The sequence below is a fragment of the Haloarcula sp. MBLA0138 genome, assembly GCF_055632455.1.
In genome coordinates this window covers 134,423-155,081 of the sequence record NZ_JBVMVU010000002.1, presented here as the reverse complement: position 1 = coordinate 155,081, position 20,659 = coordinate 134,423, and the positions used below count along the sequence as shown (strand labels likewise).

Here is a 20,659-nt window from a genome sequence, read left to right as displayed (position 1 = left end):
GCAATAACTTTAGGGGTCAAGTAATCTGGGCCGTGTTCTGCTGCCCAATAGTCTATGACCGGATTCACTTCGTTGCGGCGCTCAATCTCGTCAAGCAGCAGCAACCAATGGTTTTCTCGTTCATATCCCATCCTAGCCCGACATCGTCGAACTTCCCAGGATCAGTATCGTACCGACCATGGATCCGGACATATTCATTTCGCTCTAATTGTGCAAAACCATACGTGGGAGCGACTCAGCAGTCCCCTCCGATACCCGGTACGACCGTCTTTCAGTATCCATCTTTGCGATATCAATAATCGGTAAATGAGTTCGATCAGACCTAATAAATTCCATGAAATACCCCGAGTTTGTTACGGCATATCCCCTCTCAGAAGCCAGCACTTCGACCGTTTCACCATCTTCAACATACGTTTCAATGACTTCTGACTTCCCACGCGCACGAGTTATACACGTCTCAAATTCGTTCCCATTACGTAGTGCTTCCATGTTACCAGACGCCGCAACATAAAGCAGGATGTAGCCCATTTCAACTTCTGGATCAGTCATAGTTGGTAACGCAGCTATTATGACCATTGTGATAGTCAGATGAAAGATTTATTGCGGTAGTATTCTGTATATCTGCCAAAGTGAACCATTGTGAGTTGGATTGAGACGAACTCTGTGCGTCCCTCAATTCATGCTATAAATTAATTATTATTACTCATGCAATCGATAACTCACCCAATCGGTATCGATCTCGGCACCACGAACAGTGTGATTGCCACAGCCGATGGGGGCGAATTTCAGGTCCTGAAGAACGCTCGAGGAGACCGGAAAACGCCCTCTGTCGTCAGCTTCGATGAAGAATCTGAAGAAGTCTACGTCGGACGAGAGGCGAAAAACCGAGCTGTGAGCAATCCGAAGCAAACAATCAGTTCTATCAAACGACACATGGGCGACGACGAATTCATCCTTAGGAGCGATATTCACCGCCCCGAGGAAATCAGTGCACTCATCCTCAAGAAGCTCATCCAAGACGGCGGGGCTTATCTCAACGACAGCATCTCAAGTGCCGTTATCACCGTTCCAGCATACTTCACAGAGAACCAACGAAAAGCGACGAAAAAGGCCGCTGAAATCGCTGGCATTGAGGTTGACCGGATCATCACAGAGCCAACAGCAGCATGTTTCGCCTACGGGCTTCAGACTGAGTCGGAAAAAACTGTCTTCGTCTATGACCTCGGTGGGGGAACCTTCGATTGCTCTCTTGTCGATATCAGCCAAGATATCATAGATGTCAACGGCGTCGATGGGTCAACTGATATCGGTGGTGACGACTTTGATAGCATCATCAGCAGCTGGCTTGGCAACCAAATCGAAGGAAAACACGGTTCCTACCCCGATGTTGGCCAACCACAAATCGAAGCCCGGATAATAGAAGAAGTCCAGAAGGTGAAACACTCCCTCTCAAGCCGGAAAACTGGAGATATTACCCTTCCACACCTCCCGCTTGAGAATGGCGAAGTTATCAATGTTGAACAGACCATAGATAGAGACTTACTCAACACCCTCATCAAAGAGACGGTTGAAGAAACGCTGGAAATCAGTGACAAGCTTTTGGCCCGTCAAGGAGTGATCCCTTCCGAAATCGATGAAGTCCTCCTCGTCGGCGGTTCAACCCGAATGCCAGCTGTTCGAGACGCTGTAACCGACTACTTCAACCAGCAACCGGCAACTGGTATCAACCCCGACCACGTCGTTGCACTTGGTGCGACAGCACTCGCCTGTAGTATCCACGATAAACCGTTTCCCTCCCCATCGACTACGAACGCTGTCCCCGCCGTTGCTGATGACGAAAACCAGCAGTTAATCTCAGACGATAGTCAAACAGTCCTCTTCGATGTCCTGCCAATGGGTATCGGTGTCAAGGCTAAGAAGCATGATACCGGAGAAGAATTCTATCTACCACTTCTGCCAGAAGGGGAATCCATCCCAGCCAAGACACAGACAAAGATGATCCCTCACGAAGATTACCAAACATTCACCAACATTGAAATCTATCAGGGAGGGTATGATACCCTCGAACAGAACGAACAACTCGACTCGTTTGAACTGGGCCCATACCCGCCGAAAAAACGGCTAGAACAAGACCATCTCATCAAAATCGTCGTCGACGTAGACGGGATCATCCACGTTGAAGCGATTGACGAGAACCACGATATCCGGGACGATATTGAAGTAAACGCGAAACACGCGCTTAGTGACGACGATGTTCAAGAGATTCAAGATAGCCTCCCCAAGCTACTGAATTAACCGCTCACAATGAATAAACAGGAAGCTCGTTCCGTTCTCGGTGTCTCACAGGGGGCGTCTGACTCTGATATCAAACATGCCTACCGGGAACTGGTCAAACAATATCATCCCGATCACAGTGATGCCCCAGACGCCCAAGAGAAATTTCTAAAAATCAAAGAGGCTAAAAATACACTCGAGAACACATCGGAACCCTCTACCAGCGCTTCCGAAGAGAGGGGAACTACCTCTACGAGTGCTCAACGCTCTACGACTACTAGTGGGACGAATCAGAGAAAGAAGAATCAGTACCTCACAAAGCATCACCAGTTAGCCTGACCTAAGTCACCTGTTCTGTCGTGATGAGTCGTCGATAGCGGTTGAACAACACTAATCGGAGACGGAGCTGTCGCTGTCGGCGGCGGTCAGCCGCCGACGCGACAGCGTAGCCACTCACAAGGCGGCGATCCTGGTAAGTGACTACCGATGAAACCGGTCGTCAGGTGGCCGGTTTGCGGGGACGGTCCGACGCACCGCGAGGGCCGTCCACGCGGCCCGGCGAACCATATTCACGAACTCCTTGTACGGCCACCACCAGAGGCGACGCCCACCTCGGCGGGGCGTCGCCACGTATTCGTAGTGGAGATACCGCCAGACGTTCTGCAACAGCAGACTCACCACGACGTACATCAGTCTCACCGTTGCGTCTCGTGTCGTTGTCGTCGCTATCGCTTGCTCGGACAAGCGATAGCTCGACTCGATACCGAAGCGTTTCGAGTAGTGGTATCGAGCGTCGCGTGGAGTCTCGATGAACGGCGCGTCAGCGGCGTAGCCGTGACGCGCCACGCCGTTCTCGTCATACCGTCCATTCAGGTACGTACAGTCGATGTAGACGGGAAACTCGACGGTCCAGCTATGACCGTCGAGTTTCCCTGTCAGGTCGTGTTGAATGACGCGGCTCCAGCCTTCCGAGAGTTCCTGCTGAATCGCCTCACCCCACCGGATGATCGGGACCACGTAGGCGTAGTTATGCGCCTGAAGCAGCGTGAGACACTTGCTGTCGTAGAATCCGCGATCGAGGTAGACGGCCTTGACCTCGGTGTCAAGGCCGTCAAGCACACCGAGGAACTCAGCGAGGACGCTGCTGGCGGTGTCGCCGTCTTCGAGACGGCGCACCGCCAGCGTGTAGCGTTTGTTCTTCACACGCGCGTAGAGTGTCGCGTACGCGTGGAACGCGGTGGTTCCCCGCTTCGCTTCCGAGTGGTAGAGGCCGTCTGTGTCGGCTTCGTCACCGTAGTAGGGCCGCAGGTGGAGGTCTGCGCAGACCTCCACCTGCTCGGGGAGCAGTTCGACGACATCCTGCCGAAGGAGTGTGTTAGCGACTCGTTCGAGCCGTTCCGGCTCGAACTTCGTCCGCAGGTGGTAGAGGATCGTGTTCGCCGATGGCGAGTCTTCACTGGAGTTGCACAGCGTGGAGATCGAGGTCCCGTCGGCGGTCGCGCCGACGAGGACCTCGTAGATGTCCTCGGGATCGATTTCAGCGTTATTCGCCAGGGTGAGAGAAACTTCCTCGTCAAGCCGGTTGACGAGGAAGTTAAGAAGTTGGTCTTCGTGGATTTCACTGTCCGCTTGCTTTGCTTGCTTGGACACAACTCAGCAAGCGGACTCCTTCAACTTGCGAGCTTTGTGAGGTACTGATTCTGGAAGTGTTCCCTGAAACCGCCGGTCTACACAGAAATCTCGGTGACTGAGTACACGTAACCAACAGTCTGGCTCCTTCCATGAAACGCGGAAGCCCCACGCCGCGGCTTATCGGGAATGTGGACAACTAATCGAGTATGGGAGAACACTCAACGTCGAACCGATTGGCGGTGGACCAGCCAACACGGGGGGCTGACCGTAATCGGTCCCTTGCTGACCAGGCCGATCCGGCCACGGACGGGATGCTGTTGCCGTCACTCTAGGACGGCATCACGCTGCTCGACGTCGAGGGAGGCCGCGGCGTCCCGATCCTGCAGTCACTCGTGCTCGACCATCTCCTCCTGCACGACGGGCCCGCCTTCTGGGTTGACGCAAACGGGCACGCGACCACGACGACACTCGCCCAAATCGCCCCTAGTCAACGGTTGCTCAACCGAATCCACGTGGCACGCGGATTTACCGCCTACCAGCACTACGGCGCCGTCTGTAGTCTCCCGTCAGCGGTGAATAAGGTAATCCAGTCGTCCACCGCCGGTTCTGGGGCGGCCGGTCGAGGGGAACCAAGTCGTGACGAGGACACGTCGCCCCACACGCCCGCCCTCATCGTCGCGCCGGCCGTCGACGCCCAGTACCGCGCCGACGATACCCTTGGCGAGACTCACGCGAAAACCCTCCAGGCTCGGACTCTCGCTCGGTTGGCAACCTACGCCGAGGGGTACGACATCCCGGTGCTCGTTACGCGAAACGAACGAAACGAATTCACCGAGTCGGTCGCGACGGTCGCCGACCACCACCTGGAGTGTGAGCAAACCCGGATGGGGCCACGGGTCGTCGGCCAGGACTTCGAGACGCTCGTCTATCCCGTCGACGACGGCGCGTACTACCAGACGACGTTCGGGTACTGGCGGCAGCTGCTCGCGGCACGCGCCACGCAGGTCGGCGTGGAACCGACGACGCCGGCGCCGTCGACGCCGACCCCGGAGGGCGTCGGAACGGGCGTCATCGCTGACGGTGAGACGGTGGCGACCACCGCGGATCCCCTGCTCGACGCGTGGACGGCAACCGGCGGAGGGCGATAGCGATGGGACGCACGAACCCGACGTACCGGGATGCGCTCCGGGCCATCGAAGAGCGGTGGGCGGAGTTCCGCCGGGCACTGCGGCGTCGCGACCAGCCGCGCTTCGACCGGCTGTTCGAGTACGCCCGCGACCACGCCGACGCGAGCGGGCTGTTGAACCATCAGAATCCGCTGCTGCCGGCGCTGCTCAGCATCGATCTCGAACAGGAGGCCCGCCTCGACGACCACGAGGAACGCCTATCAGAGCTTGAGCAACGGCTTTCGGAAACCGAGGGCGAACAGCAGCAATCGCCCGCCGAAGGTACCACTGGAGGTGTAGAATGACGGAGTTGACGACGATTGCATTCGATATCGAAACGACGGGATTTCAGGCCGATGATGAACTCACAGTAGTTGGGTTCGACTCCGCGGTCTCGTCGCGAGTATTTCTCCATACCGGGACGACACCACAAACAGGCCTCGCAGATCGGCTCAACGACGCCCTCCAGACACCGGTACAGCTCTCACTCCATGACAGCGAACAGGAACTCCTGAACGAACTGGCGACGTTTGTCACATCGACACTCACCCAACGTGATGCAAAGCTCGTTGCGTACAACGGGGAGCGGTGGAACGGAGGATTCGACCTCCCGTTCCTTCGCACACGGCTCTGTACGCACGGGGTCGAGTGGCCCTTTGGCACGTTGCCATACGTCGACGTGATGGATGTCTTCGAGACACGCTTCAATACCAGTGAGGATACCTTGGATGGCGTCTATGGCGAACTGATTGGTTCACGGTTGAACAACCTCGATCCATTCGACGATAGTGGAACGGCAGTCACAGCCTGGGAAGAAGGCGCGTATGAACGCCTTCTCACGCACAACGTCGCCGATATCCGACGAACAAGAGCGCTGATGGAACTCGCAGAACGATATTGCTCGAAATCGGATTTCTCGATGAAGTCACTCGAGCCAATCGTTTGAGAACGCGAGTGAACGACCCTACTCTTCTCGCTGATTGCGGTGAGGGAGTGGAGTGCAATAGGGACGACCACGCTGGTGAATGCCTACATCATGAGTCTACTAGTAGAGTAGCGCTGCAGACGTGTATCACCAGCTGGATGCGCTCACCATTGCTGCGATCTACATCCACATACTGGGGGATTGCTTAGTCAGGGGTCAATCTGTGGGTCGCTGTTGAGCTCGCGGAGATATGCTATTGCGGCGACACCGACGTGGATTCCGTAGACGTAGTCATCGTCGCCGAATGCCTCTCGACCAGCCATTCGATGGGTTACTCCCTTGGTGAGTGATAGACGGATGACATCCTCCGCGCCGTAAACGGCGCGGTTTCCCGAGCGTTGGGATATTATGGTTCGCGGTTCACCTGTCCTTGTGGGGCTACTCGCCCCGTGGATTTGTCGAACAGGCGCACCGCTGGCTGTGCCATCCAGCCGTTATCCCTATCCCCCCCGTCACAGGTGAGACTCGGGAGTACCTTCTTTCGGATGTTCTCGGCCCCGTTCACGTCGGCATTGGCGACCAGCTCACACGCCTCGCAGACGTACAGTCCGCGTTCGACGCGCTGGCTGTCGTCGGTGGTTCCGCAAGACGCACACGACGTCGAGGTATCGCGTTCGTCCACGTGCTCAACGCTGATGCCACGCTCGACGGCTTTGTATTCCAGCATCTCAATGAAGCGGTCGAACGCCCACCCGTGGAGGTCCAGATTACCGTGGTCGCTCCAGTCGGTTCCCTCGCGAATGCCCGACAGGTCGCCTACGGCAATCGTCCCGACATTGCGGGCAGCACACTCGGCCACCATATCCGCTGACACAGCGTGCAAGAAGTGGTCACGTCTGCGCCGGCGCTTGCTGTCGAGGCGTCGTGCTTGGTGGGAGTCGCTATCGTCACACTTTGCTCGCTCTTTCTGGAAGTAGTAGTCGTCCTCTTTGAGTGCGCCACCGGGGTACAGCAGGCTCTTGTCACCGACTGCGACGGCGGCGAAGTTGCAGATGCCGAGGTCGATGCCCGCTACCCGGTCGCCGGGTGGGTCCGGGTCGCCAGTTTCGATGTGACAGACGATGTGTAACTCCCATTCGTCGCCGGTCCAGACCGCCCGGACCTGCTGGACGTTCTGTACGTCCACGTCCGGGTCAGCGGCGTACTCACAGAGAACGAAGTCCGACCACGAGGCTTTGAGATTCGCGCCCTTCGAGAGTCGAATTCTGTTGTGGTCGGGGTCGTGCTTGAACCCATCTTCTTTGAATGTCACCGTCGAGCGCGGGTGGTCATCGCCGTGCTTGCGGTAGCCGGGTGGGTTCGCTTTCTCGTCCCCGTTCTTGCGGTGGGCGTGCCACGACTCGAACGCTTCAGCCAATTCTTCGAGAATTGCCTGACTGGATTGTGCGTTCAAATCCGCGTAGCGTTCGTGGCTCTTGAGGTACGCTTTGAGTGTGCTGTCGTCTGGAATTGTCCCGGTTTCGTGCCAGATACGGTCACACGTCCACCGGGCGACGTTCCAGAGTTTCGAGGCGGCGAACCCGAGCGAATCGAGGTCGTCGCGCACCTGCTGGTGGTTGCGAATGGATGCAACGTAGGTGCGCGTGACCCGACTCGCCATACATAGCCTATGACTGGATGGCTACATTATGGTGTGCAAACCAGAGCGAAAGTGGAATATCCAGCTCGGCAGACCCACTTAGACTGTCCCACCAAGTTTACGCGATTTACGCCCGGCCTGAAGGCCGGAATTCTCTCGCTGAATCAACATAGGCGGGTGATTGCGGTGCGTCTCAGATAGTCGTCTGTCACGTTTTTTAATAGAAGGATATGGTACTTAATAATTCGTGGTTGGTGCCAGCGGGTGTCGGCTTCCTCCCCGCCTACGGTGGGGCGGGGAATCCCCCTCGCTACGTAGTTTGAACCTACTCCAAGAGAAGAAAGCGTACTCGAGTGTCGGTCTGTTCCGTTCTGTGGGACCCATCGTAGGTCCTTAGCGTACCATTGTAGGTTGCGAAATGCGTTGTAGCCGGGTTGGAAGTGGAGGAGTCTTCCCTGCATTCTCGTCTACGGCGGATTTTCTGCGTCGTTGAGCCCTTCGAAGGTTCCGTTCGTGTAGGCGTAGCGCCACCGTTGGAGAACCGCTCGCGTGACCAGTGGGGCCTCACGCACAGTGATACAAGATGGCTCAACAGGACGACTTGGAGCATCAGGTGGTGGATGAAAGTGTCGTGTCGGTGCATCCGGTTTCGGATGACAGTCGAATCGAAAATCCCGCCCCTGGGTGTCCGTGTAGTGCGCAGCGTAGTTCCCAGCCAAGCTCCACCGAATATCGATACGCGCTGTTGATGCCGCTCCAACGCCGTCAGACAGGTCAACCGAAAGCGTCTGTGGGTTCAGGGGATCATCCAGTGAAGCCTCCTCAACCAGCGGCTCTTGATTGACGACCAGATCTCGGATTTCTCGTAACGCTCCGGCATCGATCGGTCCGAACACCTCTGCCTGTTCGGCTGGCTGACTATCGTGAGAAGGGTCCACATCCTCGTCGCTGGTCATACGACGATCGATGAGTCACTGTTACCATCGTCGTCAGTATTGGTGCCAGTGAGATGACCGGTGCGGGTTGCCTCAGCAATCGCGAGTGTCGCTTGTGCCAAGGCGAGGTTGCGGCGAGTGGTTTGCCATTCTCTGAGCAGCGCACCTTGGTCGCTGTCGGTATCTTCGATGTCCAGTTCCCGAGCGAGTTCCTCGGGTGAATCAACGTCGTATTCGGTACGCCAGTCCTGAATCTGTGCTTTCAGTTCAGCGATGCCAGATGCGATCTCTTCGGGTGTTCGTTCCGCAAGTAGCGACTGTGCATGCTCGGTGACGATACCCGTTTCTGACCGGCGATACAGCGTCGTCTGGCCGTCCTGTGCTGTCGTCACTTCACCGGAATCCATGAGCGTCCGCAGGTGCTTTCGTGCCGTTGTTGCCGAGACGCGGGCGCGGTCGGCGATCTCGCCGGCGGACGCAGGGTTGTAGGTAGTGCGAATGATTTCGTACACTCGTTCAAAGGGCGTCGTCTCCTCAATCCATTCTTCTTCGACGACATCGTTTACGTCGCGGTGTTCGGTCCCTCCATCAGGGATCATTCGACCGGCCGGGGACATCTCCTCGGACATGATATGCCAAACAACGCTAGGAGAGTATAATAATCTGTGGGACAGTATTTTGTTCGCTTGGCTGCCTACTGCCGTTCCCACAGCGTTTCAATTCGCTCTTCGACGTACTCGAGGACGAGCTGACAGACGTCACGATGGTCGTGAGGCCACTGTGCGTCGTCTGCGTTGGTGCGACTGGCGTCCGGTGGCGGATGGAAGTGATCTCGTTCGTTGTGACTGCTGGGGTGGCGGTCCCAGCGACACTTCCACACGCTCTCTTGGCGCTCTTCTTGATAGTGAACGGTGAAGTCGTCGTTGCGATACCATCGAATCTCAAATCGAGCAGACGCATCGCCCGGGTAGTAATCACCGGCGAGTTCGACACCGAGATACAGTTTCCCCTCCTCGATGAGATCCACTGATTCGAACATTCGACGGCCAGTAAACCGCGACCGCATATGCTCTAACACCGCTCGGTCTAGTGGCGCAGGACTCGCGCCGTCGTCTGCCGGCACCATCGTCAGCCGTGGGAGGGAGCTGTCGAGCTAGTCGCCTTTTGCCGGGCGCGCTCGTGGAGCCGGCGCTCCTCGATTGCGGTCGCCCAGTCCCCGAGGTCCGCATAGACGTCGTCAACGCGCTCGGCATCGTATTCGAGAACATCGACGTCACCGGGCGAGTCAGCGTCGTACTCCGCGCGGTAGGCTTCAATTTGGTCGGTGAGCTCCGAGACCCGGGCCTGTAGTTCTTCGACGGTGTGTCCGTTCGCCAGTTCGTTCATTCGCCGCCACTCGAAGTAGTCGTCATTGCGCTCGTATCGAGCTGGACGACCATCGTGATGGATGACGATGCCGAGGTCAGCGTAGAAGGACAGATGCGTTCGTGCGGACTCTTCGGAGCAGTCTGCACGCTCGGCAATCTCAGCGGCGGTCATCGGCTCCCGCGCATGGAGGACCGCGCCGTACACGCGCTGTTTCGTGTCTTCGCCGTCGAATGGCCGGTCGAATGGGGGTGGACCGTCGCGACGAGCGTCGTCTGACATACCTCGACCAACGGACTAAGACTATATATTTCTTTCTCTGGCCAAAATATATTAGACTCGTAATGATTTCGGATTGACTACCCTACTCGGGACGACGGCCGCGTCTATGAGTGGGGACCATCACCAACGGCGCGGTCGCAACTGAAATGAAGGCTATATTAATACTTTTAAGGATAGCTCTATTTGTGAGGTACGTGAAGGTCCGCCGCACCGTCCCGGTCAAACTCGACGTGACCGACGAACAGACGGACCTGCTTCATGAGACGATTGATGAGTTCTTGTGGGCCGCCAACTACGTTGTGGATGCTGCGTGGGACGGCGAGTGGGCTGAAACCCGCTCGTCCGTTCTACACGAGCAGACCTACGATGAAGTCCGCGAACAGACGCAGCTCCACAGCAACCACGTTCAATCAGCTCGTGACCGTGCCGTTGACGCACTCAAGAGTGTTGTCACCAAGTGGTCGAACGGCGAACATGCCTCGTTACCGACGTTTACCGCTAGGTTCTGTGACTACAACCAGCGCAACGCGACTTTCCACGACGACCACGCCTCGCTCTCGACTGTCGATGGACGCGTGACCGTCGAGTACATCTTACCCGACGAGACCCGTGATACGCCCCATTCGGAGTACCTGCGTAGCGACGACTGGGAACAAACCGGCGCGACGCTCCACCATCGCCGTGGCGATTTCTATCTCCACGTCCGAACAAAGGCGGACGTGGACGATCCCAAACCGGCCGAGAACGGAACGGTTCTCGGTGTGGACCTCGGGGTCGAGAACATCGCCGTCACTTCGACCGGCGTGTTCTGGTCTGCCGACGAGTTGAACCACTGGAGACAGGAGTTCGTTGAGCGCCGGAAGTCCCTCCAAGAGTGTGGGACACGGTATGCCCACGAAAACGTTCAGTCTGTCGGACGTAAAGAAGAGGGGCGCTTCAAGCAGTATCTGCACAGTGTAGCAAACGAACTGCTTGAAGAGGCTACAGAGAACGGCTGTACGGTGATCGCGTTCGAGAACCTGACGGATATCCGCGACCGGATGCCGAACGCCCGAAAGTTCCACGAGTGGGCATTCCGGCGACTGTACGAGTACGTCTCATACAAAGCCGAGGAATGTGGCATCCATGTCGAGCAGGTGAATCCGAACAATACGAGTCGGCGGTGTTCATCGTGCGGGTTCACCCACGAGGACAACCGCCCGTCGCAGGACACGTTCTGCTGTCAGTCCTGTGGATACGAGAACCACGCGGACTACAACGCAGCGAAGAACATCGGCTATCGACTCCTTCGCAACCAAACTGGGGGCGAGGGAGGCGCACCCGTAGGCGTGCGCTTGAACACCGGGATGCTGAACGCGAACGGGATCAAACCCGTACCGGATTCGGTTAGAGCGGGAGTCCATGGTGAAGACCCACCACTATAGCGGGGTTAGCCTACCTGTACCCGGAACGTCTCATTGGACGTCATCAGAAGTGACTGCCACAGCGACCGCGACGACGTCCCCGGCCTCGGGTACTCGATCTGCGACGACCGGGGCTACCTCGTCGACGTGCTACAGCCGATCATCGACGCTCGCGACGAGATCAAGGCGGCCATCCGTCGCGAGAAGGAACGGGACGACCCCGACAAGGACCGACTGGCGGAACTCGAGGGGCGGTCGGGAGCGCTGAAGTGGATTCTCGTCGCCTGCTTCGGCTATCAGGGGTTCAGCAACGCAAAGTTCGGACGCATCGAGTGCCACGAAACGATCAACGCGTTCGCGCGCGAGATTCTGCTGACGGCGAAACAGCGGCTGGAAGCCGGCGGCTGGCGGGTCGTCCACGGCATCGTTGACTCCATCTGGGTGACCCCGGACCCCGGACCCCGACGTCGACGACGAGGACCGCGAGAACCTCGAGACGCTCGCGACGGAGATCACGGAACGCGTAGAGATCCGGCTTGAACACGAAGCCCACTACGACTGGGTGGCGTTCGTGCCGCAGCGCGAGAGCGACGCCGGCGCGCTGACGAAGTACTTCGGAAAGGTCGCCGGCGACGACGACTTCAAGGTCAGAGGCATCGAAGCCCGGCAGCGCTCGACCCCGCCGTTCATCGAGGACGTCCAGCGGGACTGTCTCGACCGGCTCGACGCGACTCGATCACCAGACGCCGTCCTCGACTGTCTCCAGGACGCAATCAAGCGCCTCCACGCTGGAACGGTGCCGGTCGAGCAGCTCGTCGAACAGAATCGTGTCTCCAAGCCGCTGGAGGGTTACACGCAGAACACGCAGAATGTGGCGGCGCTGAAGCGGGCTCGGGATCAGGACCTCGCCATCCACCCGGGACAAGACATCGAGTACGTAGTCGTCGACGACAAGAAGAGCTCGCGAGAGCGGGTCGCGTTAGCCCACGAAGAGATAGAGTCGTACGATGCGTCGTACTACGAGACGCAACTCGTCAGAGCTGTCGAGAGTGTGCTGTCACCGCTTGGCTGGGATCAGACGGAGATCCGTCGAGAACTCACGGAGACGCGGGTCCGGGAGTTGACGGCCTACACGAACACAAATTCGAAGTAGATAATCGAAAAAATATATCACGGGTTGGACTCCTCTCTAAACGACTCATACTTTGAGATTTTGGCACCTTGGCTGGAGGGGTCGGGCGCAAGAGCAATAATATTAAAATTCTTCGCTCAGCTTCATTCGAAATGGCTCTAGTAAGCGTAAAGCCGCTCATGGGGGTTGTTTATACACCCCGTCAAATGGGTATATATGGGACTTGGCGACCTCGTAGACTTCGACCCGTGGGACGAACCGGACGAAGAAGACTATCGTGCGGTAGACGAGAACCTCTTGACAACACTACTTGTGAGTCAGGTTGACGGCCTTCGTCCGGTTGAGGCATCAGTTGAGTTCACCGACATCCGGCAAACTACCCGGTGGTACTTAGCGTTCGAAATCGATGGATGGGAATCACGACGTCGGAAGTTCGCGCAGAAAAAAGTCGCTGAGCAGAGCGCTAAGAAGCTCTCGGCGGTTCAGGGTAAAGTCCGGGATGTCTACTCGGCCAAGGCTGGCCGAAAGTCAGCTCAAGAGCTATTCGAAGAGGATCTCGAGGCCATAGAACAGGCTTATCAGAGTCACCTTAACGCCCAATAGCACAACTATGTCCACAGATACCAGCCGAGGATCCAAGGAACGGGCTCATCGCGAGGCACAAGAGCGAGATCTTCGTGAGTACTTCAGTCGTGGAGAGATGATCGAAGTTTACATCCAGACACCAGCAAGTGAAAACGGTGGGGAAGAAGCCGTCGCAGTCTACTCGCGTAATCCAGTCCAAGATGCACGCGTGTTCATCGATCCGGGTCCGCACAAGCTCAGTACCTCACAAAGCTCGCAAGTTGAAGGAGTCCGCTTGCTGAGTTGTGTCCAAGCAAGCAAAGCAAGCGGACAGTGAAATCCACGAAGACCAACTTCTTAACTTCCTCGTCAACCGGCTTGACGAGGAAGTTTCTCTCACCCTGGCGAATAACGCTGAAATCGATCCCGAGGACATCTACGAGGTCCTCGTCGGCGCGACCGCCGACGGGACCTCGATCTCCACGCTGTGCAACTCCAGTGAAGACTCGCCATCGGCGAACACGATCCTCTACCACCTGCGGACGAAGTTCGAGCCGGAACGGCTCGAACGAGTCGCTAACACACTCCTTCGGCAGGATGTCGTCGAACTGCTCCCCGAGCAGGTGGAGGTCTGCGCAGACCTCCACCTGCGGCCCTACTACGGTGACGAAGCCGACACAGACGGCCTCTACCACTCGGAAGCGAAGCGGGGAACCACCGCGTTCCACGCGTACGCGACACTCTACGCGCGTGTGAAGAACAAACGCTACACGCTGGCGGTGCGCCGTCTCGAAGACGGCGACACCGCCAGCAGCGTCCTCGCTGAGTTCCTCGGTGTGCTTGACGGCCTTGACACCGAGGTCAAGGCCGTCTACCTCGATCGCGGATTCTACGACAGCAAGTGTCTCACGCTGCTTCAGGCGCATAACTACGCCTACGTGGTCCCGATCATCCGGTGGGGTGAGGCGATTCAGCAGGAACTCTCGGAAGGCTGGAGCCGCGTCATTCAACACGACCTGACAGGGAAACTCGACGGTCATAGCTGGACCGTCGAGTTTCCCGTCTACATCGACTGTACGTACCTGAATGGACGGTATGACGAGAACGGCGTGGCGCGTCACGGCTACGCCGCTGACGCGCCGTTCATCGAGACTCCACGCGACGCTCGATACCACTACTCGAAACGCTTCGGTATCGAGTCGAGCTATCGCTTGTCCGAGCAAGCGATAGCGACGACAACGACACGAGACGCAACGGTGAGACTGATGTACGTCGTGGTGAGTCTGCTGTTGCAGAACGTCTGGCGGTATCTCCACTACGAATACGTGGCGACGCCCCGCCGAGGTGGGCGTCGCCTCTGGTGGTGGCCGTACAAGGAGTTCGTGAATATGGTTCGCCGGGCCGCGTGGACGGCCCTCGCGGTGCGTCGGGCCGTCCCCGCAAACCGGCCACCTGACGACCGGTTTCATCGGTAGTCACTTACCAGGATCGCCGCCTTGTGAGTGGCTACGCTGTCGCGTCGGCGGCTGACCGCCGCCGACAGCGACAGCTCCGTCTCCGATTAGTGTTGTTCAACCGCTATCGACGACTCATCACGACAGAACAGGTGACTTAGGTCAGGCTAACTGGTGATGCTTTGTGAGGTACTGAACATGGACTACTTCACCCGGTTCGTACGGCATCTCAGCCGGTTGCATTAATTAATGGAACGGATTGCTAGTTTATAACCTCTGCAACTATACTGACCGCTCACTACCCTTCGATGACTGACCCTGGAGCATCCTGACTATGGGTGCTCTATTCAGCACAACCCCGATAAACTATCCGTAGCTGAGGATTTCACCAGAGCCGAATAATTCTATTCCCAAATTGACTCTGAGACGATTTTATGGCCGCTCAGTAATGACTCTAGTCCCTCGTTGAACCGTTGATTTGCTTCCGCGTCGTCGTCAAGAGTACAGGCCGCGATCATCTTGGTTGCAGCAGAGCGGTAGTTCTTGAACACACGCTCGTATTGCGCAACCGGAATAGCATCTGCCGCTAACCTGTATCCTCCAATATCTCCTGTAAGGTTCACTGTGGATTGCTCTTTGGCAGCCGTGAAGGCTGCCTGTGCTTCTGCCGTAGCACCTGTTTCCCATAACTGTGCGCCGGACTCAAATTGAGTGCCTGCTTCGAGGTAGCGCTGCTGAAGCGAGAGGTGTACCCGATATACTTGTATCAGTGTGCTCAGTTCATTACGTAGTCGGCGAAGGTCCGGTACAAGTGGTCGTGTCCGGCGATCAACCGCCCTCTGGCCGGTAGGAATGTTGTCCTCAATTGTCGATACTATCGAATTGAACCCGATTTCAGAGGGTGACGGTGGCGAGGTTTGTTCCAGTAGTGTAGCGGACTCACTGTCATGAATCTGCTTTCGTCTCGTTTCAGCATTCCTGAGTACCCGAGACAACGCATTATATATTTCAACGGCTTGCTCAATGGCCGAGGTCCGACGTTCGATAGGCGGTTCTCCTGGCTCTGAAACTCCTGGCAGTTTGCTTAGTCGCTCATTCCGACCATGCCAGGTCGCAGCGTCAGACCGCGCTGTTGCCAACTTATCGCTCTTGAGGAATGACCGCACTGGATCAAGTGTGGTCCTGATTTTTTGCAGCGAGGGGACAGACTGTGTCGGTGTAGCAAGGTCACGGTTCGTGAGCAGATTCGCGAGCTGGGTCAGATTACGTTCTGTCTCGGAGAGCTCATCGTTAACCTTTGTCGGCGACAGTAATGCTCCAGTTCCTCCAAGCCCAAGAGTTCCGCCAGCAAGCCCCAGTAGCTGGCGCCGAGATATCTCGCGCTCTTCTATACGCTCTTCCACCCAGTCCATTGAATATGTCTACCCGTAGAAACATTTAAATTCGTTGTCGGCTGGTTTTGATTCGTGCCGACTGCCCAACGGGTTACAGGCATACAGGATCGAATTCAGAGTGGGTTAGGGAGCCACGCAACCACAGACGCCCGACGGCGTTCCGTACAACTTGCGGATCGACTGGTTGCGTCACACGACCAGCCGGCTGTTCAGATTCCGTTCGTAGAGGATACTCCACTCACCCAGAGTGTCGGCTACATAGATACCGATACACTCCACGCGTTACGGAAATTCACCGAGATAATCGAAGATGACCTCGGTGTTGATATCGGACACAGCAAGTTTACGAAGATTGCGACGACGGCCGCGCAACTGAATTCGATGACGCGAGTAGCTATTGCAGGATATATGCTCATAATGGCCGCGGAACAGCTTGATGCTGCCGCCGCAAGGGCCGATTCGCTATCCGAGATCAAAGATAAACAGTTTGAGGAGTTCTACTTCGCTATCTGCATTTTCGCCATCGAATGTTTCCTTTTCACCACCCCATTCAATTACAAGATTGCTTGGAAGGGGACTCGATACATCAACAATCGACTGCTCTATCGTCTCCGCAGTGTCACACCACGGCTCCACAAGTACGTGATGAGCGAAGTCCACTTCGCGATTCGTGAAATCGTTGCCGGTGCGCTCCGTTCTGTCGAGGACTTCTCCAAGTATTTGGTCTCTCTTACTGTTCGGACTATCGAATTTCTTAGAGCCAACCCGACCGAACAACTTGAGAGCCTTCCCAGCCGAATTGAAACAGCACTCTCGAACTACCAATCATTCGTCTCTGATGCCTACGAAATAGCGACTCCTGATGTCTCACTTCAGTCGCTTGTCGACGATATTCTCCGTGAACTCAACGGCTTACTTAATATCTCGGATTTCGATAGCTCCAATGTAGCCTCCCAGATTGATCCACAAGGGTTCTGAAGTCCCCAAATCACTGTTGGCGCCCTTATTTCCCTCTTGCAGATCGTGACTATTCTCGCCCTGATGGATGCGGGGCGACACACCCACCCCGCTGATTGACGATGGACATCGCGCGATCGTTGGTTACGAACGACCGGAAAGCACCTACAACATCCACTACACACACTTGGGGGCCTGAGCCTCAGACTGAAACACGAACTCTCTCGACAGCGTCCCTTCGGCGGCGACACTCCAGATTCGGGGGAAACACCAATCCGTCGCTGTCGATACTCGGAGGTCGCTTGCTGGAGAGAAAAAGAAATACAGCCCCCGATCAGGCCAGTCCAACCGGCCGTCGAGGTCGGCGAGGTAGTACGACCTCTGGATCTGGTCGCGGAGGTCTGTTAAGACACTCGACAGCTGTTCGACTGGGCCGCCCGCCGGTGCCGCTGTGGAACGCATTTTCGACTCCCTCACCCCGCCAGGGAGGCAAAAATCCAGGCCAGCAGACTCGAAAGAGGGACCGGTTCAGTCCTGGTCGTCCTCGACGGCGTCGATGAGGTCCGCTGCCGTCGAGGAGATCCGGTCCAGCCGGTCCCGGAGCGTCTCGGCTGCGTCCCCATCCCAGGCCGCCAAATAAAACGCCGAGTTGTCCGGGTCCAGTCCGAAGTGTCGACTGACGATGTAGGCAACGGCCTCGGCTTCGACCTCACGCTTGTCTCGCTCCGTGTCGTCCTCGACATCGAAGTGGAGCTTGGCGTGGGCGAACTCGTGGATCAGCACGCTCGCGACTGCCGCCCTGTTGTCCTGTTGCTCCACCTCCACCACGGGATTGGTCGTCGTCACGCTCCGGCGCGAACAGACGCCCTTTGCTGCTCCGTGGTCCCACTCGTCGGCCTTGACGAGTCGGGCGTCGACGCCGATCTCGTCGGTCGCAGCCAGGAGGTCCTCGACGAGTCCCGCCGGGTCGCCGTGGGTCTCTGTCTCCAGTTCGGGCAGTGGCTCGCCCTCGGTCTGGGAGATGTCGAAGACGCTGGCTGGTCGGAACCCAACGAGGCCCCGCGACCACTCGTCGGGATCAGTCTCGTCGTACTCACAATCGGTGTTCTCGTGGTAGGATGGCGAGTTCCCGCACTCGGGGCATTTGTTGGTGATGATCGGTGCCCAGATCCAGATCGCCGACTCCCCTTCCTGGACGTAGCGGTCGAAGTCGTTTTTCCAGGTGTTGTAGCCGGCGACCTTCGTTGCCTCAGGACACTGCATCTTGATCAGCAGCGTGTTCCGCGCCGAGTAGTCATGGAACTTCGATTGGACGTCCAACCAGCGCTGGAACTGCTCGCTGGCCTGGGCCTGGTCGGTGAGGTCAGCGAGGTCTTCGACCCACGCATCGAGGCGATCACGCATGTCGTCGGCACGGCTGTCCGAATCGTCGAAGGTAGTGGTCTGCTGGCTGTGCTCCTGGTCGGGGAGGTTGCTCTGTATCGTCGACATCGGTCTGTGTCGGATCGCGCTCTCGGGCACGACCCCTCACCTCCCCTGGGGGGCAGAAAATACCGCTGCTGTACTGCTTGGGGGAGCTGGTTCAGGCTGTCAGAGAGCGGTGCTGTTTTCAGAGCTACTGGGAGGAATCAGCCGATCAGTAGATGTGCGAATCGAGTACGAGTGAACCCCAAGACATGGGAGTAACATTGACCGGACGCTTATATGACATAGGACATCATTATTGGTATGCCGAGGGCTCCCCAGCGTTTTCCGAAAAGTTACGGCGACCCAGTATACGCGACCATCAAGTCACTTCCAATCCTTAGCTACGAACGGCGTGATTCACTTGCACTACGCTGGCAATCGGTCGGACCAACAAAAAAGGTCCGGCGAGCTACTGCGTGGTACCAGCGGCACGACCGGTCTATGATCATGTTATTGAGGCTGTTCGTGGCGGTACTCCCGCTTATCTGGACACAAACCGATATGGCGGTTGTTTGGATTATACCTGTAGTGATAATCGGAATATATGCTACCGAGTGGCTTGCGCGGAAGCGAGAAAAATTACAGCAGACGCAGTGGTTCGCGGATGCGTTTGAAGCACATCGAGATATGCGCAATGAAGAGTTGTCTACTGACTCGCTGGTCCGTTAGGTACCGTCGGCGCGTCACGTTGACTTCCCTCCATATGACGACTGGCTCGTGACCGATACATGCCCTGTACTGACCGACGAAGTGATGAAGAAAACAGCAAAGCCAGAGTTTTCTCACTTGTTTTCCGCTGCTTCCCACCCCTTGTGGAAGTACGCCAGCGCCGTGTTGGACTCGAACAGCTTGCCGGACGGATCGTGACAGATCACTCCGACTTCTGGAATGAACGAGACCGTCCCCTCGTCGGCTAGCCGCTCGACGATGTCGCGGGCTCGTTGCTCGTCGACCTCGACGGTATCTGGCCGCTGTCGGTCTCGGGCCTGTGCGATTTGTCGGCACTCGAAGCGTTCGTAGTCTGGCATTGCAGGGTCCATTGTGCTCACGAGGGTCGCCCCTCACTCCCTAGGGGCGCAGAAAATTGGCTTAACCAACAGACGCGACAAACAGATTCCAGTGTTGGTTAAGACACACCACCGCTTCCGGAGAAAAACACCCACTCAGCTACTCTTCGGGCATTTTCGGCGCGATGATGAACTGGCAGGCTCCGTCCGCGTCGGGGAACTGCGACTTGACGACCAGCGGAACGTCGTCGCCGATGTGCAGAACACGGTTGGCCCCGTTCGGTAGCCCCTTGCTCACCGATGTAGCTAGGTCGGCGTCGAACGCCGCCTGGACGTCAGCGGGATCGAATGCCACCAGATCGGTCGCCTCGCGCCGGTAGACCATGCTGTCGGTGTCTCCGACAGCCTCGAACCGGAGTTCGCCGGCGTCGGGGTCGATGATCAGATCGAAACGATCGTTGGCCTTCTTCGCCGCCCTGAGTGCGAATTCGAAATCCCCCTGGTCGAAGTGGGCCGTCGCTGGCAACTCCACGGGCGGAATATTCGGTGGGTTGCGGAGCAACTCGACTGGTTCGAGGTCCACAGTTCGGGAAATTCCGTTGATCGTGATCTCCAGCGCCCCCCTTTTGAGTGAGAACTGCGCGAGGTCCTCTGGCTCCCCGATCGAGAGTGCCTCCCGGACCCGGCCGACAGCCACCCCCAGCGTCCCTGGACCCGCCGTGAACGTCTCGAAAGAGTCCTCGTCGACACTCAGATCAACCATCTGGTGGTTCATGACATCGCCCGCTCTGATCACCAGCGTCGACGTCGACACACCAACTCGAACCTCGTCCGCAACCGCTCCGGCTGCGGCGAAGATCTGGTCGAACACCTGGACCTCGCCGCTGACCCGGAGGTGGCGAGGCGCATCCAGCCCGAACAGGTCCTCGGTATCGAGGCCGTCTGGATCGTCGCTCGTCGAGGACGCTTCGGACCCGCTGACGTCTGGGCTGTCGGTCGTCGTGTCGGTACTACTCGGAGCTGAGGACTGTGACATCTCGAATACCCTCCACTTCCCGGAGGG

The 20,659-nt window shown here is 57.2% G+C and carries 23 protein-coding genes and 1 pseudogene; 11 read left to right on the top strand and 13 right to left on the bottom strand.

Annotated elements, in window-relative coordinates; translation table 11 throughout:
• Window positions 1-204: 204 nt before the first annotated feature.
• Entirely contained in the window at window positions 205-549 is a 345-nt protein-coding gene (locus ACV7JO_RS16260) for a hypothetical protein (protein ID WP_470356145.1), read from the bottom strand.
• A gap of 156 nt (window positions 550-705) precedes the next feature.
• Here ACV7JO_RS16260 and ACV7JO_RS16255 point away from each other — a divergent pair, with 156 nt between their 5' ends.
• A complete protein-coding gene (locus tag ACV7JO_RS16255; RefSeq protein WP_470356144.1) occupies window positions 706-2,295 on the top strand; it encodes an Hsp70 family protein in 1,590 nt (529 codons plus the stop codon).
• A 9-nt stretch (window positions 2,296-2,304) separates the two neighbouring features.
• Window positions 2,305-2,613: a DnaJ domain-containing protein gene (locus ACV7JO_RS16250; protein WP_470356143.1), complete on the top strand. Its 309-nt coding sequence runs from the start codon at window positions 2,305-2,307 to the stop codon at window positions 2,611-2,613.
• Window positions 2,614-2,754: 141 nt separating this feature from the next.
• Here the strand turns inward: ACV7JO_RS16250 and ACV7JO_RS16245 are convergent, their stop codons facing one another.
• Complete coding sequence (locus ACV7JO_RS16245; protein ID WP_470353625.1) at window positions 2,755-3,924, bottom strand: ISH3 family transposase; 1,170 nt, start codon at window positions 3,922-3,924, stop codon at window positions 2,755-2,757.
• 320 nt (window positions 3,925-4,244) lie between these two features.
• Between ACV7JO_RS16245 and ACV7JO_RS16240 the strand changes: the two genes are divergently transcribed.
• From ACV7JO_RS16240 to ACV7JO_RS16230, 3 genes are read left to right on the top strand one after another with little or no spacing between them, the layout of a single operon-like run.
• Entirely contained in the window at window positions 4,245-5,054 is an 810-nt protein-coding gene (locus tag ACV7JO_RS16240; protein ID WP_470356238.1) for a hypothetical protein, read from the top strand.
• A 2-nt stretch (window positions 5,055-5,056) separates the two neighbouring features.
• The gene (locus ACV7JO_RS16235; protein ID WP_470356142.1) at window positions 5,057-5,377 is read left to right on the top strand and encodes a DUF8156 family protein; all 321 of its coding nucleotides are present in this window, start codon (window positions 5,057-5,059) and stop codon (window positions 5,375-5,377) included.
• Complete coding sequence (locus ACV7JO_RS16230) at window positions 5,374-6,018, top strand: ribonuclease H-like domain-containing protein (protein ID WP_470356141.1); 645 nt, start codon at window positions 5,374-5,376, stop codon at window positions 6,016-6,018. Before ACV7JO_RS16235 ends, ACV7JO_RS16230 begins: the two co-directional genes overlap by 4 nt.
• Window positions 6,019-6,206: 188 nt before the next feature.
• Here ACV7JO_RS16230 and ACV7JO_RS16225 read toward each other — a convergent pair whose 3' ends face one another.
• The 6 genes from ACV7JO_RS16225 to ACV7JO_RS16200 all read right to left on the bottom strand — a co-directional run bounded on the left by ACV7JO_RS16225 (window position 6,207) and on the right by ACV7JO_RS16200 (window position 10,218).
• Complete coding sequence (locus ACV7JO_RS16225; protein ID WP_470356237.1) at window positions 6,207-6,356, bottom strand: DUF8158 family protein; 150 nt, start codon at window positions 6,354-6,356, stop codon at window positions 6,207-6,209.
• A gap of 47 nt (window positions 6,357-6,403) precedes the next feature.
• Window positions 6,404-7,657, bottom strand: a complete 1,254-nt coding sequence (locus ACV7JO_RS16220; protein WP_470356140.1) for an RNA-guided endonuclease InsQ/TnpB family protein — start codon at window positions 7,655-7,657, stop codon at window positions 6,404-6,406.
• Between the two features lie 446 nt (window positions 7,658-8,103).
• Window positions 8,104-8,592 carry a toxin-antitoxin system TumE family protein gene (locus ACV7JO_RS16215; RefSeq protein WP_084158363.1) on the bottom strand — a complete coding sequence of 163 codons (489 nt, stop codon included), beginning with the start codon at window positions 8,590-8,592 and terminating at the stop codon, window positions 8,104-8,106.
• Window positions 8,589-9,200, bottom strand: a complete 612-nt coding sequence (locus tag ACV7JO_RS16210; RefSeq protein ID WP_470356139.1) for a winged helix-turn-helix domain-containing protein — start codon at window positions 9,198-9,200, stop codon at window positions 8,589-8,591. The genes ACV7JO_RS16215 and ACV7JO_RS16210 overlap by 4 nt, the downstream gene beginning before the upstream one ends.
• A gap of 65 nt (window positions 9,201-9,265) precedes the next feature.
• The gene (locus ACV7JO_RS16205; RefSeq protein ID WP_470356138.1) at window positions 9,266-9,610 is read right to left on the bottom strand and encodes a toxin-antitoxin system TumE family protein; all 345 of its coding nucleotides are present in this window, start codon (window positions 9,608-9,610) and stop codon (window positions 9,266-9,268) included.
• 89 nt (window positions 9,611-9,699) lie between these two features.
• Window positions 9,700-10,218 (bottom strand): DUF7342 family protein, encoded by a 519-nt coding sequence (locus ACV7JO_RS16200; RefSeq protein WP_470356137.1) that lies wholly within the window; start codon window positions 10,216-10,218, stop codon window positions 9,700-9,702.
• A 194-nt stretch (window positions 10,219-10,412) separates the two neighbouring features.
• On the opposite strand from ACV7JO_RS16200, the gene ACV7JO_RS16195 reads away from it, so the two are divergent.
• The 4 genes and pseudogenes from ACV7JO_RS16195 (at window position 10,413) to ACV7JO_RS16180 (ending at window position 14,792) form a co-directional block, all read left to right on the top strand.
• Window positions 10,413-11,642: an RNA-guided endonuclease InsQ/TnpB family protein gene (locus tag ACV7JO_RS16195; RefSeq protein ID WP_470356236.1), complete on the top strand. Its 1,230-nt coding sequence runs from the start codon at window positions 10,413-10,415 to the stop codon at window positions 11,640-11,642.
• Between the two features lie 15 nt (window positions 11,643-11,657).
• Window positions 11,658-12,774, top strand: a pseudogene (locus ACV7JO_RS16190) (type B DNA-directed DNA polymerase); the annotation flags it as partial.
• Window positions 12,775-12,969: 195 nt separating this feature from the next.
• Complete coding sequence (locus ACV7JO_RS16185; protein ID WP_092663129.1) at window positions 12,970-13,356, top strand: hypothetical protein; 387 nt, start codon at window positions 12,970-12,972, stop codon at window positions 13,354-13,356.
• A gap of 266 nt (window positions 13,357-13,622) precedes the next feature.
• On the top strand, window positions 13,623-14,792 hold the full coding sequence (locus tag ACV7JO_RS16180; RefSeq protein WP_470353182.1) for an ISH3 family transposase: 1,170 nt from the start codon (window positions 13,623-13,625) through the stop codon (window positions 14,790-14,792).
• 383 nt (window positions 14,793-15,175) lie between these two features.
• On the opposite strand, the gene ACV7JO_RS16175 is transcribed toward ACV7JO_RS16180, so the two are convergent.
• Window positions 15,176-16,183, bottom strand: coding sequence for a hypothetical protein (locus ACV7JO_RS16175; RefSeq protein WP_470356136.1), 1,008 nt, complete (start codon window positions 16,181-16,183; stop codon window positions 15,176-15,178).
• A 54-nt stretch (window positions 16,184-16,237) separates the two neighbouring features.
• On the opposite strand from ACV7JO_RS16175, the gene ACV7JO_RS16170 reads away from it, so the two are divergent.
• Together ACV7JO_RS16170 and ACV7JO_RS16165 are read left to right on the top strand one after the other, a co-directional pair.
• Entirely contained in the window at window positions 16,238-17,143 is a 906-nt protein-coding gene (locus ACV7JO_RS16170; protein WP_470356135.1) for a hypothetical protein, read from the top strand.
• 67 nt (window positions 17,144-17,210) lie between these two features.
• Window positions 17,211-17,321, top strand: coding sequence for a DUF6735 family protein (locus ACV7JO_RS16165; RefSeq protein ID WP_470356134.1), 111 nt, complete (start codon window positions 17,211-17,213; stop codon window positions 17,319-17,321).
• Here ACV7JO_RS16165 and ACV7JO_RS16160 read toward each other — a convergent pair.
• The 4 genes from ACV7JO_RS16160 to ACV7JO_RS16145 form a co-directional block, all read right to left on the bottom strand.
• Window positions 17,300-17,584 carry a GIY-YIG domain-containing protein gene (locus tag ACV7JO_RS16160; RefSeq protein ID WP_470356133.1) on the bottom strand — a complete coding sequence of 95 codons (285 nt, stop codon included), beginning with the start codon at window positions 17,582-17,584 and terminating at the stop codon, window positions 17,300-17,302. The two genes, ACV7JO_RS16165 and ACV7JO_RS16160, sit on opposite strands and share 22 nt — an antisense overlap.
• Before the next feature lie 66 nt (window positions 17,585-17,650).
• Window positions 17,651-18,613 (bottom strand): M78 family metallopeptidase domain-containing protein, encoded by a 963-nt coding sequence (locus tag ACV7JO_RS16155; protein WP_470356235.1) that lies wholly within the window; start codon window positions 18,611-18,613, stop codon window positions 17,651-17,653.
• A gap of 758 nt (window positions 18,614-19,371) precedes the next feature.
• Window positions 19,372-19,629 carry a DUF8069 family protein gene (locus tag ACV7JO_RS16150; protein ID WP_470356132.1) on the bottom strand — a complete coding sequence of 86 codons (258 nt, stop codon included), beginning with the start codon at window positions 19,627-19,629 and terminating at the stop codon, window positions 19,372-19,374.
• A 127-nt stretch (window positions 19,630-19,756) separates the two neighbouring features.
• Entirely contained in the window at window positions 19,757-20,632 is an 876-nt protein-coding gene (locus tag ACV7JO_RS16145; protein ID WP_470356131.1) for a beta clamp domain-containing protein, read from the bottom strand.
• Between the last annotated feature and the right edge of the window lie 27 nt (window positions 20,633-20,659).

Bases quoted from the DNA above. Each gene is read 5' to 3' on its own strand.
- ACV7JO_RS16260 (WP_470356145.1), bottom strand. From the start codon at position 549: ATGACTGATCCAGAAGTTGAAATGGGCTACATCCTGCTTTATGTTGCG.
- ACV7JO_RS16255 (WP_470356144.1), top strand. From the start codon at position 706: ATGCAATCGATAACTCACCCAATCGGTATCGATCTCGGCACCACGAAC.
- ACV7JO_RS16250 (WP_470356143.1), top strand. From the start codon at position 2,305: ATGAATAAACAGGAAGCTCGTTCCGTTCTCGGTGTCTCACAGGGGGCG.
- ACV7JO_RS16235 (WP_470356142.1), top strand. From the start codon at position 5,057: ATGGGACGCACGAACCCGACGTACCGGGATGCGCTCCGGGCCATCGAA.
- ACV7JO_RS16230 (WP_470356141.1), top strand. From the start codon at position 5,374: ATGACGGAGTTGACGACGATTGCATTCGATATCGAAACGACGGGATTT.
- ACV7JO_RS16220 (WP_470356140.1), bottom strand. From the start codon at position 7,657: ATGGCGAGTCGGGTCACGCGCACCTACGTTGCATCCATTCGCAACCAC.
- ACV7JO_RS16215 (WP_084158363.1), bottom strand. From the start codon at position 8,592: ATGACCAGCGACGAGGATGTGGACCCTTCTCACGATAGTCAGCCAGCC.
- ACV7JO_RS16210 (WP_470356139.1), bottom strand. From the start codon at position 9,200: ATGTCCGAGGAGATGTCCCCGGCCGGTCGAATGATCCCTGATGGAGGG.
- ACV7JO_RS16205 (WP_470356138.1), bottom strand. From the start codon at position 9,610: ATGTTCGAATCAGTGGATCTCATCGAGGAGGGGAAACTGTATCTCGGT.
- ACV7JO_RS16200 (WP_470356137.1), bottom strand. From the start codon at position 10,218: ATGTCAGACGACGCTCGTCGCGACGGTCCACCCCCATTCGACCGGCCA.
- ACV7JO_RS16185 (WP_092663129.1), top strand. From the start codon at position 12,970: ATGGGACTTGGCGACCTCGTAGACTTCGACCCGTGGGACGAACCGGAC.
- ACV7JO_RS16175 (WP_470356136.1), bottom strand. From the start codon at position 16,183: ATGGACTGGGTGGAAGAGCGTATAGAAGAGCGCGAGATATCTCGGCGC.
- ACV7JO_RS16165 (WP_470356134.1), top strand. From the start codon at position 17,211: ATGCGGGGCGACACACCCACCCCGCTGATTGACGATGGACATCGCGCG.
- ACV7JO_RS16160 (WP_470356133.1), bottom strand. From the start codon at position 17,584: ATGCGTTCCACAGCGGCACCGGCGGGCGGCCCAGTCGAACAGCTGTCG.
- ACV7JO_RS16155 (WP_470356235.1), bottom strand. From the start codon at position 18,613: ATGTCGACGATACAGAGCAACCTCCCCGACCAGGAGCACAGCCAGCAG.
- ACV7JO_RS16150 (WP_470356132.1), bottom strand. From the start codon at position 19,629: ATGGACCCTGCAATGCCAGACTACGAACGCTTCGAGTGCCGACAAATC.
- ACV7JO_RS16145 (WP_470356131.1), bottom strand. From the start codon at position 20,632: ATGTCACAGTCCTCAGCTCCGAGTAGTACCGACACGACGACCGACAGC.